The sequence below is a fragment of the Maribellus luteus genome, assembly GCF_003576475.1.
GTDB classification, from domain to species: Bacteria; Bacteroidota; Bacteroidia; order Bacteroidales; family Prolixibacteraceae; genus Draconibacterium; species Draconibacterium luteum.
Map to the genome: position 1 here is coordinate 693,782 of NZ_QWGR01000001.1, position 12,056 is coordinate 705,837.

6 protein-coding genes are annotated in these 12,056 nt (G+C 42.1%); all 6 read left to right on the forward strand.

From position 1 onward, the window contains the following. Window positions 1–5 precede the first annotated feature (5 nt). The 6 genes from D1614_RS02670 to D1614_RS02695 all read left to right on the forward strand — a co-directional run bounded on the left by D1614_RS02670 (window position 6) and on the right by D1614_RS02695 (window position 12,047). On the forward strand, window positions 6–833 hold the full coding sequence (locus D1614_RS02670) for a DUF5018-related domain-containing protein (RefSeq protein ID WP_119436312.1): 828 nt from the start codon (window positions 6–8) through the stop codon (window positions 831–833). A 389-nt stretch (window positions 834–1,222) separates the two neighbouring features. Next, complete coding sequence (locus D1614_RS02675) at window positions 1,223–3,661, forward strand: alpha-N-acetylglucosaminidase (protein WP_162304387.1); 2,439 nt, start codon at window positions 1,223–1,225, stop codon at window positions 3,659–3,661. Window positions 3,662–3,726: 65 nt separating this feature from the next. Further along, on the forward strand, window positions 3,727–5,469 hold the full coding sequence (locus D1614_RS02680) for an N-acetylmuramic acid 6-phosphate etherase (protein ID WP_119436314.1): 1,743 nt from the start codon (window positions 3,727–3,729) through the stop codon (window positions 5,467–5,469). Window position 5,470: 1 nt separating this feature from the next. Further along, window positions 5,471–6,712: an MFS transporter gene (locus tag D1614_RS02685; protein ID WP_119436315.1), complete on the forward strand. Its 1,242-nt coding sequence runs from the start codon at window positions 5,471–5,473 to the stop codon at window positions 6,710–6,712. Window positions 6,713–6,795: 83 nt separating this feature from the next. Then, entirely contained in the window at window positions 6,796–9,090 is a 2,295-nt protein-coding gene (locus D1614_RS02690; protein WP_206609909.1) for a glycosyl hydrolase family 95 catalytic domain-containing protein, read from the forward strand. Further along, the gene (locus tag D1614_RS02695; protein WP_119436317.1) at window positions 9,090–12,047 is read left to right on the forward strand and encodes a glycoside hydrolase domain-containing protein; all 2,958 of its coding nucleotides are present in this window, start codon (window positions 9,090–9,092) and stop codon (window positions 12,045–12,047) included. The genes D1614_RS02690 and D1614_RS02695 overlap by 1 nt, the downstream gene beginning before the upstream one ends. The last annotated feature ends 9 nt before the right edge of the window (window positions 12,048–12,056 follow it).

A 12,056-nucleotide genomic window follows, 5' to 3' on the forward strand; every position in this document is an offset into this window, starting at 1 on the left:
ATAAAATGAAAAAAAATATATATATATTGGCCATATTGGTTTCTACATTAACTTCCTGCATAAACTGGGGGTTGGAAGAGCTCCCTCTCTATGATGAAGTTGAGATCACTTCTTTTGATTTGGAGCACAGGTATACAACAGAGAATGCCAATGGTGTTGAATCAGTGGTTTTTACAAAACTTAATAGTAGCGTTGATATTTCATCAGAAAATGCGATTATTACGGTAACAGCAACTATTCCGCCACCCACCCAAATCTTTACCCAGGAAATCAGGCGATCTATTTCGTTGGAAAATATTGCAGGATATTTTAAATTATCACCGGCTTCCAAGGTAGAACCACTTGATGGTGCACCAGAATTAGGTGTTCCCGGTGACTTTTCGGTAGAACGCAAATACAAAGTAACTGCAGCCGACGGGAAAACCACTAAAATTTGGACAGTTAAAGTAAATCCACTACCCGTAATTAATCAGTACGAGGGAGCTTATGCGTGTACAGGTATAATGTATTGGGACGGGACCCATTTTGATGGTCAGGGTGATCTTTACAATACAAGCAGAGAGGTGTACTTGAGTTCTTTTGACGAAACGACCTGTGTAGCATCACACGGAGCATCAATATGGACGGGTGGGTATTCACTTAGACTTAAAGTGAATGCAGACAACAGCGTGACCGTAACACAACATGATGCTGCCGGAAATATAGTTGGCGAAATGGTGCCTGGTGCGGTAAACAGTTATGATCCCATAGCCAAGAAGTTTACTATTAATTATCGATCACAAACGAATGACCCTTATATTGGTCTATATTCCGACGTCTTTGTATTGAAATAAAGGCAGCAGTTAAGAGTAAAAAGGATGAATATTTGTGGTTGTAGAAATGTTTCCTGAAAAGGGTAAATATTCAATATAGAATACGACCACGAAAGCGTTCGATTTGCATTATCTCTAAACTAATGGAGTTATATTGTTCGATACAAAATTGGTTTTTAAATAAATTGAATTTGAGATAGAAGAAGAATGGGTATCTATAAAGATGTCCATTTTTCTTCATGTTTTAATTGTCGGAGCAAATTTATTAACCTCAAATTCGATTATTTCTAAATTCAGGTTAAAAATTAATTCAGTTATTTTTATTTAGGGTGAAAACTATGAGGGGTTTTATATTCGTTATGTTTGCCATTGTAACATTTGGTTGTAATCAGTCAAAAACAGATCAAAACTTGCCAGATGAAGTAAGGGCGGCAAAAGAAGTACTTCAACGTACGCTTAATTCTGATATCGAGCATATTTATCTCGAATTTATGCCCAAAGAAGAAGGGAATGATCAATACACTTATTTGGCCTCAAAAGGAAAATTAACAGTGTGTGGCTCAAGTGTAAACTCACTAACCCGTGGGGTGTACGATTACCTTAAAGATAATGGGTTGGGCATGTTGGACTGGAGCGGACCTCATTTTCGTATACCAAAAGAGTGGCCCGATGCAGAGCTTAAGAAAGTTGTAACTCCATTTAAAATACGACATGCCTATAATGCAGTCACATCGGGTTACACCACTCCTTACTGGGATTGGAAGCGATGGGAGCAGGAACTCGACTGGCAATCTATGCATGGATTTAATATGTTGATGGTTTCAGTGGGTACTGAGGCCATAGCCACACGAGTGTGGGAAAGGCTCGGACTTACCGATGAGGAAATTGAAGATTTTTATGGAGGCCCGGCTCACATGCCCTGGCACCGAATGGGCTGTGTACAGGATCTTGGAGGCTACCTTCCTCCTGAATGGCATGAAGACCAGATCGCCCTGCAGCACAAAATTTTGGCACGCATGCGGGAGTTAGGAATGACTCCAGTAGTGCAATCGTTTGGTGGGTTTGTTCCCAACGCAGTTGCACGGCTTTATCCGGAAGCTGAGTTACATTCCACTCTTTGGAATGCTGGTTTCCCGCCGGAAAAACGACCGGTTTTACTGGGGCCGGACCAGGCTCTTTTTGCCACAATAACCCAAATGTTCATGGAAGAATGGCAGAAAGAATTTGGTAAAGAAGACTATTACCTGGTAGATAGTTTTAATGAACTTCAGCTACCTGAAAGCGATAAGCCGGTAACTGAACTTCTTGCAGAATACGGAGAGAAAACTTATAAGGCGGTCAAGTCAGGTAATCCGGATGCCGTTTGGGTAATCCAGGGTTGGATGTTTGCCTACCAGAGATATATCTGGAATCCCGAGACAGTAGAGGCTTTATTCAGCCGGGTACCGGATGATGAAGTGATTATCCTCGACTACGCTAACGATTATAACAACAACTGGGAGCCCATGAACAGTTTCAATGGCAAGCAGTGGGTGTATGGATTTGTTCCAAATATGGGAGGGAAAACAGCCTATACGGGTGATTTACATCTGTACGCTTCAGGCGCAGCACGTGCGTTGCATTCGCCCAATAAAAAGAACCTGGTGGGGTTCACCATTTCAGGCGAAGGTTTGGAAAACAATACTGTGGTTTACGAGCTTTTGGCAGATGTGGCCTGGTCTAATGATTCAATCGACTTGGATGGCTGGCTTGATAAATACAGCCTGAACAGATATGGTGGATGTCCTCCTAATATGAATGCGTCGTGGAAATTGCTGCGCGAAAGCTGCTATAGCAATCTGGTTCCTCATCCCCAATTTGGATGGCAGTTAGGACGATGTCGTATTGGAAGTGTAAATAATGACCCTAAGTTTCAGGAGTCGACCTTGAAGTTTTTATCGTGTTCCGAAGAACTGGGCAGTTCTGCCAATTATCAAGCCGATGCCATTGAACGGGCAGCACTGAGCCTGGGATTAAAAGCTGATGAGTGGTTTGTTGTCGCATCGGATGCTTATCAGCAAGGAGATATTGAGACGGGAGATCGTGCCGGCGCGAGAGGTTTGGAGCTTCTTACTGAACTTGACCGATTAATGGAATCACATCCAGTAAACCGTTTGGAGCGTTGGTTGGAATTTACCACGAAACATGGTGGTGGCGAAGCACTAAAAAGATTTTATGAGGTGAATGCACGTTGGATTATTACGGTATGGGGGCCTCCTGTGAATGATTATGCCTGCAGGGTATGGAGTGGATTGGTGCGTGATTTCTACCGCGAAAGAATGCGTAAAGTGCTGGAGTCATTAAAAAACGGTGAAAAATTCGCTTCCGTGCCATGGGAAGAACAATGGGCAGAGGGAAGTGGTATCAGTAAGATTGAACCGTATGTCGATCCTGTAGCTGCAGCTGTTAAATTGTTGAAGGAAGCATTGAGTGAACCACTGCCTGAAGTGAAGAAAGCAACAGGCGAGTCTATCGGAGAATGGTCACCGGCCAACGTGGGGGATGAATGGCAGGTAGTGGAATGGCCAATAACCGTAGCCCAATTGAAAGCGATGAATGGAGTAACCTTTGTTTATACACGGGGTAACCATCGTCTCGATATCCGGGAAGTATCCGTTATTGCAGATGGGAAAGTTGTTGCAACAGATCTGCACGAAGGCTTTGCAGGAAAACCAAATCATAAAAATCATTATCGATTCAATATTTCTTCAGAGGTGAGTGGAAACAACGGATGTAGCATCAGGGCTGTGGTGAAATGTGAGGGTGGAACTGAGTCGTATGGAAGGGTAGAGTTAATGATCGGTAAGTGATTGAATGACTGCAGGAATATTGACTTTACTCGTGAACAACATTGAAAAATAAGGACTCAATTAATATGACTCGAAATATTTATCTCGGAATCGATATTGGAGGAAGCTGGCTTAAAGGAATGGCTGTTGAGTGGGATGGGAACAAGCCATTCCATTCGTTGCCTCAATTGATGAAAGCCCTACCTGTAGTGAAAGTTAGAAGCCGGTTGGCAGTAGATGCCACTTCGGATGATTTTATAGGGGCTTTGAATGAACTATTCAACAGGTTACTTCAAGAGGGAGACTGTGTTCGGGGAATTGGCATCTCAACTGCGGGGATTGTCGATTATCATGGCACGCGGCTTTTAACAGCCTCCAAACATCTTCAGGTGCTTTTAGAGCAGGGTTGGATGGATTATTTGCAGAATAGTTTTGGCGTAAATGTAACGGTAATCAATGATGCCGAGGCCGCTTCAATTGGTGCTGCCTCTTTGGGGTATCTGAGTGGTAACAAGATTATCGGAGTGATGCCTGTTGGAACAGGTGTTGGATTCTCTGTTTCCCGCAACGGTCGACGTTGGACCCCCAATTTCTCGCTGCCTCTTTTAGGATGCATTTATTCTTCGGATGGCTATTACGATAACTTGTGTAGTGCGTCTTCTTTGGCTGCGTTGGATGATGAAGGAAACTTGTGTAATATTTTTACCAAAAGCGAACATGAGGTTTCTCGGGAAAAGTACATCAAAAATCTGGCAGGAGCTATTTCCACCGCGCATATTATATATGGAGTAGATAAAATTTTGGTTGGTGGAGGATTAGCCGATGCTTTAACAAGTGTTGACTTTCCGCTTGCTAAATTATTAATGGCCGAATTAAAGAAAGAATCTTTGCTTACCAGTTCGCGGGTTGAAGTTGAACTTATTCCAGAGGGAAATCTTCTTCCTTTGATTGGCAGTGTTCTGCTGGCTATGGGCGAGGAGAAAGCTCAGTCCTTACGCTATCAGCGGGAATATACTGATTTTGGAACCGAAAAACCATATGCAGAAACGCTGTGCCTGGATGAATTGTCGTCAACCGATCTTATTCGTTTATTGTGGCAAGCAGAACAGGAGGCTGGTCTGAATCTGGAAATGTCCGTTTCACACATCGCAACGGTTGTAGAGAAACTTTCTGCGAAGTTAGCCGATGGAGGACGTTTGATCTATGTAGGAGCGGGAACGAGTGGGCGTTTAGCAGCTATCGATACGGTAGAAATTGCCTGCACATTTGGGTTTCCGCGAGAAAAGGTTTTAACCTTCATTGCAGGGGGAATCGCAGATGCCGCCATCGATATTGAAACCCGTTTTGAGGAAGATGCGAGCAGCGTCCCAGACCTGTTGTATGCCAACTTGTCGGAAAAAGATGTTGTTGTTGGGATATCGGCCAGTGGCTCTGCTTACTATGTCCAGTCGGCACTCGGCTTTGCCAGGTCGGTTGGAGCCTATAGTGTGCTAATTCAGGAAGAATTTGCAGAAAGCTTATCTTTTTGTGATACCGTAATCGCCCTTCGATCGGGAAATGAGGTGTTGGCTGGTTCCACGCGGATGAAAGCAGGGACAGCAACAAAAAAAGTATTAAACTTTCTTTCTACTTCTGTTATGGTAAGAATGGGTAAAGTGCATGGTTGTTACATGACTGATCTGGAGTGTATTAATGAAAAACTAATTAAGAGGGCAGAGTCTGTTTTAAAAGTTTTATTCAATCTGGACCAGGAGGAAGCCTACCGGGCACTAAAACAAAACCGGTATAATTTGAGTCAGACAATTCATTCACTAAAGGGAAACATGTAATATGAATAATCATACTAACTCCAATTACCTGATCCCTTTAATGTTTGTAGGAATGCTTTTCCTTTTGCTTGGGTTTGCACTTGGAATCAATGGATTGCTAATTCCTTTCCTTCAAAAAGGGCTATCGTTGAGTAATGCTGATTCCTATCTTGTATTAACAGCGACTTTTAGTGCTTTTGTTGTGTTAGGATATCCATCGGGCATGTTGGTAAAGGCACTTGGCTATAAAAAAGGGATTATGATTTCGTTTGTTGTTTTTGCAATTGGCTTGTATCTGTTTATTCCTTCTGCAAAGTATGAAAGTCTCCCCCTGTTTCTGATCGCGTCTTTTGTTAGCGGTGCTGCTAATACGTTGCTGCAAGCTGCGGTAAATCCTTATATTACGATACTGGGTCCGATTAATTCAGCAGCGAAGCGAATGAGTATTATGGTGATCAGTAACAGGACTGGATGGGCTATTGCTCCTATATTTTTAGCCCTTTTTCTCGATTTGTCACAAGCTAATGTTCGACTCTCGGATATATATTTACCCTTTTACATTATTATTGGAGTTTTTGTTTTGTTGGGAATTGCCACTGGATTTGCTCCTCTGCCCGAAATAAAAGCAGAAGGAGAGGGTGAAGAAAGAGAGAGAGCCGAATCAGCTAAAATAGAAAGTATAGATCCTCCTAAAAAACATATCTGGCAATTTCCGCATTTGCTTTTAGGAATGGTGACACTCTTCTTTTATGTTGGGGTGGATACACTTGCTCTTGTGTCTCCGGTAGATTTTGCCAATACGCTTGGACTGAATAATCCTGAGCGCTATACTATGCATACCGTTGTCGCCACCTCAGTGGGGTGTGTATTGGGGATTATTCTTATTCCTCGCTACATTTCACAGTTGGCCATTCTTCAAATCGGTTCGCTTACCGGATTATTTTTTTCGTTTCTAATTGTGCTACTCCCTCCCCAGGTTGCGATCCATTTTGTATCTCTGGTAAGTTTTGCGATCTCTCTGGTTTGGGGAGCTGTATGGCCCTTGGCTATTGCTCGGCTGGGAAACTTGACCAAAACTGGAGCTTCTGTTTTGGTTATGGCGATTGTTGGAGGTGCGATCTTGCCCTTATGTTTCGGATGGTTAAAAGATGTAACGTTAGATATTCAAAAAGCTTATTGGTTATTTGTTCCAGCTCTTTTATTTATTGTGTTCTATGCTTTTAAAGGATATAAAATAGGCTTGGAAAAAGAACCCGAATATTAGACTTGCAAGATGTCATTGCGAATAATTCAAGTTAGAAGTAAAAGCAATAATACAAAGAAAAAATAATCAAACTGAGTAACGAAATGAATCTAGATAATATGAAACTTATTCTGATTGCATTTATTGCAGTTTCCCTTTTTTCCTGTTCGCCAAAAAAGGCATTTGGAAAAAACGAAACGCATACTTTAGTATTTCATGAACTTGCTTCCACTTGGGATGAAGGCATGCCACTTGGAAACGGAATGGTTGGGGCATTGGTGTGGCAGAAAAACGGGAAGATGCGGTTTTCATTAGACCGGGCCGACCTTTGGGATTTGCGTCCAATGGAAGGGATGGATTTCAAGAAATGGAATTATGCAAGTGTATATCAGCATTGGGAAAGAGATAATTATGATGTTGTAATAAAGGAATTTGATTCGGCTTATAGCAAGGTTGCTGCACCTTCAAAAATTCCGGGAGGGGCGCTTGAGTTTGATATTGAAGCCTTAGGGAAAGTAAAAACAGTAAGGCTTGATATTGAGACAGCTACTTGTGTGGTTGAATGGGAGAACAAAGCAAAGCTAACTACTTTTGTTCATGCTGAAAAACCTTTGGGCTGGTACAAATTCGAGAACCTGCCAGAACACATTGCTATTGAATTAATTTCTCCTGCATATAACCGTAAAAATGAGGAAAGTCATACCAGTCAATCGCGTAATGATCTTGATGAATTAGGGTACGATCAAGGACAAATTATAAAAAACGATTATTCTTATACGTACAATCAAAAAGGGTGGGGTGATTTTGTTTACCAAATACATACTTCGTGGAAGGAAGAGGGGAATAAACTGGTTGGTTGCTGGTCAGTTTCTTCGGAGAATAAAGACTGGGAGAAATTGCCTAAAGCTAGTGAAGTGGTAAAAAATGAATTGAAGCTTGGTTATGAAAGTTCTGTAAAAAAGCATAAAGACTGGTGGGCAAATTATTGGTCAAAGTCAGTGGTCGAAATACCTGATTCATTGCTTCAAAAGCAGTACAATCTTGAAATGTACAAGTTTGGAGCAGCAGCACGCAGTAATACTCCCCCCATCTCATTGCAGGCTGTTTGGACAGCTGACCATGGAAAACTTCCCCCTTGGAAAGGTGACTTTCACCACGACCTGAACACTCAACTAAGCTATTGGCCAGCTTATGCCGGAAATTATCTTGAACTGGAAGAAGGATTTTTGAACTGGATGTGGAGACACCGCTCTACCTTTAAAGATTATACTAAAACATATTTTGGAGTAGAGGGGCTAAATGTACCAGGAGTTACAACCCTTGAAGGTGATCCTATGGGAGGATGGATTCAATATTCCTACAGTCCAACAGTGTCGGCTTGGCTTGCTCATCATTTTTATCTGCACTGGAAATACTCAATGGACAGAGAGTTTCTTAAAACCCGGACATACCCATGGATTAAAGATGTGGCTGTTTTTCTTGATAATTTAACTATAAAAACAGACAAAGGTAAACGTAAACTACTATTGAGTTCAAGTCCAGAGATCTACAATAACTCGAAGAAAGCATGGTTTTCCCAGACTACAAACTACGATTTGGCATTGATCCGCTGGACTTACGAAAAGGCCGCTGAGCTGGCACGTGAACTAAAATTGGAAAATGAAGCTGCAAAGTGGGAGCAGATTTTATCAGAGTGTCCAACACTTGCAATAGATCCGGAAACGGGATTAATGTTTGCCCCAGGTTTTCCGTATGATGAATCGCATCGTCATTTTTCGCATCAAATGGCTTATCATCCGCTGGGTTTATTTGATATATCAAAAGGGGATGAGCAACGGGAGGTGATAGAAAATACGCTGGTAGCTCTAGAAAAGGAAGGTTCTTCTCAATGGGTTGGTTATTCGTTTAGTTGGATGGGGAATTTATATGCCCGCGCTTTTGAAGGGGATAAGGCTGCTGAAGTTTTGCGTACATTTTCACAATGTTTTTGCTTAAAAAACTCTTTTCATGTAAACGGCGATCAGTGTAAGGCTGGACACTCCGATTTTATTTATCGCCCGTTTACATTGGAAGGAAATTTTGCTTTTGCATCGGCTATTCAGGAAATGTTGTTACAAAGTCACTCTGGAGTTATCAGAGTATTTCCTGCAATTCCCCAAGATTGGAAAGATTGTTCATTTGATAAATTAAGAGGCTACGGAGCGTTTGTTATTTCGGCAAACAAAGAAAACGGTTTTATTCAGAATGTAAAGATTTTTTCAGAGAAGGGGGGAGTGGTCAGAATGCAAAATCCATTTTCTGGTAAGTTCGAAATTGATAGAGACTATCAACTTGAAGGCGAAAATATCGTCATCGAAATGCAAGAAGGCGAAATTGTTAATATAAAATCTATCAACTAATGAAACAAAGAATATCCACTAGCCCTAATTGGGCATTCTTTCTGATTTTTTTATCTATAGCATGTCAGCCGGAGGAGAACAAGTTTTATTCTGTTCCCGATACACCTTGGGAAGAATCACTTGGAAACCATCGTGCCGTGCTTCAGGTTGAAGAATCAGCAGAAGCCGCTTTGATTGATATTGATTGGCGTCGGCACGATCGAGATCCGGCTGATAGGCGATTCACTATTATTCATGAAAGTGGAGACACTATTGAGAATATTCATCGAATTGCGGTGGATAATGAGCGGTGTAAATTGGCTTTCGGCCCTTTGAATAAGCCTGGGAAATACTTTTTCTATTATTTGCCCTATTTGGTTCAGGAGAACTATGGGTTTTACAATAAAGGGTATTTAAAACCGGAAGCGAAGCCCGCAGCTGATTGGGAGCATAAGCTTGATGTTGCCAAGCTGTTGAAAGCAAAACTGGTTGATTTTCAGTCGCGAACCGAATTTGACAGCTTTTACCCCATGGAGGTAATCGCTTTGAAGTCAGAAAAGGACTCTATCTTGAACAGGTATCCTCAAGACTTCCTGATTTTCCCGGAGGATCGTTTATTCCCGATTCGTATGCTTGATGAGATCCCTCAAAAATGGATTGAAAGTGGTCCTTCAACGGTTTTTAAGGGTGAAGCGCTTAAAAATGAATACTATGCCTTTCAGCTAGGTGTTTTTGCTGCCCGAAAGGATTTGCAGGATCTAAAAATTGAGTTTTCAGGCTTGCAAAAAGGTGACAGCGAAATTACAGCCGACAAGCTGACTTGCTTCAATACCGGGGGAATTGGTCCTTACGGCGATCCGTTTGTAAAGCGGGTAGACCTGGCTCAGGGGAAAGTACAGCCACTGTGGATTGGAGTGGATATTTCGAAGGATATTCCAGCCGGAACTTATACGGGAACAGCAACCATTTGGGCTGAAGATACGGAAAAACAAACAGTACAGCTTTCGTTGAAGATTGGCAATGAAGTGCTGGCTGACCGTGGCGATAGCGAAGCCTGGCGACATTCGCGGCTCCGTTGGTTAAACTCAACCTTGGGCATTGATGATGAGCCAACCAAAGACTATCAGCCGATTTCTGTTCTAGGAGAACAAACCTATGGCTTTACAGGCAAAACGTTACAAATGTCGGAAAGCGGTTTCCCGCGCTCGTTAAAAGTAAAAGAAACCGAAATCCTAAACCGGCCCATCTCCTTTGTAGTGGAAACCCAAAAGGGCGCAGAGAATTTCTCGGCACCTCAGAATGTCCAATTGCAGAAAAACTCACCTGAAGTAATGATTGGCTCTTGGGAAAGTATTTCTGAAAATATAAAAATAGAGGGAGTTGGAACCATCGAATCCGACGGATTTATAAATTACAAATTAAAGTTAAAGGCTTTAAAGGATGTAAAAGCAAAAGATATCCGCCTGGAAATCCCATTTAAAAGCGAAGTGCCCAAATACATGATGGGCATGGATTTGCCCGGAACCACTGTGCCACAAAAACACACAGCCAAATGGAAAGGCCCACACGACAGTTTTTGGGTGGGGAACGAACATGCCGGAATTTGGTGTGAGTTACGTGGTGGTGAATACCACGGGCCAATGTTAAACCTGTTTAAGCCGGATTTCCCTGAGTCGTGGTACAATGAAAACAAAGGTGGTTTTGAAATAAAGAGCTTAAATGGTGAAGTAAAGGTGCAGGTGTTTTCAGGAAGCCGCAAGTTGCCAAAAGGGGAGGAGATTGAGTTTGAATGGTCGATGTTGCTTACACCGGTAAAGGATATTAACTATAAAAGCCAGTTTACCGACCGTTACTATCACAATGGTGGCAACCCAACTCCATCTTACGAGGATCTGGAAAGCGGAGTGAAAATTGTAAACCTGCACCATGCCAATAATTACAATCCGCACATTAATTATCCCTTTGTAGCAGTTGATTCCATGAAATGGTTTGTGGATAAAATGCACGAAAAAAATCAGAAAGTAAAAATTTATTATACCATTCGTGAGCTTACCAATTATACGTCCGAGATTTGGGCTTTACGCAGTTTAGGTAACGAAATCTTGGGTAATGGAAGTGGGGGCGGTTATCCCTGGTTACGCGAACATTTGGTATACGGTTATCGTCCCCAGTGGTACCAATGGTTTGCCGATAAAAGCGCAGATGCCTCGGTTGTAAATTCTCCGGGAGATTCTCGATGGTATAACTACTATATAGAAGGGCTGAAGTGGCTGATCGAAAATGTCGACATTGACGGATTATATCTCGATGATGTATCATACGATCGCCGAACAGTAAAACGTATTCGTAAGGTACTTGACAATACTAAACCCGGTTGTATGCTCGACTTGCATTCGAATACCGGTTTTTCAAAGGGGCCGGCCACGCAGTACGCAGAATTTTTCCCCTACATCGATAAGCTTTGGTTTGGGGAGAGTTTTCGTTACGATGAGATGTCACCAGAAAATTGGCTGGTTGAAGTGTCTGGTATTCCGTTTGGCTTGATGGGAGATATGCTTCACCGGGGCGGTAACCGTTGGCTTGGAATGCTTTATGGTATGACTGTCCGTCACCCCTGGATGACAGATGGCGTCATTTGTGATCCCCGCCCGATCTGGAAGATATGGGATGAATTTCAGATTCAGGATGCTGAAATGATTGGCTTCTGGGAAGACTCTTGTCCAGTTAAAACATCGCATCCCGATGTGAAGGCTACTGTGTATAAAAAGGAGGGTAAAACACTTATCTCCATAGGTAACTTCTTCGATTCGCAAAAAACTATTTCATTGAAAATTAATTTTGAAGAATTGGGGTTAAATCCGGAAAAAGTAAAACTAATAGCACCCGAGGTTCAGGATTTTCAAACAGCAAAGGAATGGAATATTGGAAAAAAGATAACTGTTGATGCTCGAAAAGGGTGGCTGATTTACTTAAAATAGAATTTAGAA

Bases quoted from the DNA above. Each gene is read 5' to 3' on its own strand.
- D1614_RS02670 (WP_119436312.1), top strand. From the start codon at position 6: ATGAAAAAAAATATATATATATTGGCCATATTGGTTTCTACATTAACT.
- D1614_RS02680 (WP_119436314.1), top strand. From the start codon at position 3,727: ATGACTCGAAATATTTATCTCGGAATCGATATTGGAGGAAGCTGGCTT.
- D1614_RS02685 (WP_119436315.1), top strand. From the start codon at position 5,471: ATGAATAATCATACTAACTCCAATTACCTGATCCCTTTAATGTTTGTA.
- D1614_RS02690 (WP_206609909.1), top strand. From the start codon at position 6,796: ATGAATCTAGATAATATGAAACTTATTCTGATTGCATTTATTGCAGTT.
- D1614_RS02695 (WP_119436317.1), top strand. From the start codon at position 9,090: ATGAAACAAAGAATATCCACTAGCCCTAATTGGGCATTCTTTCTGATT.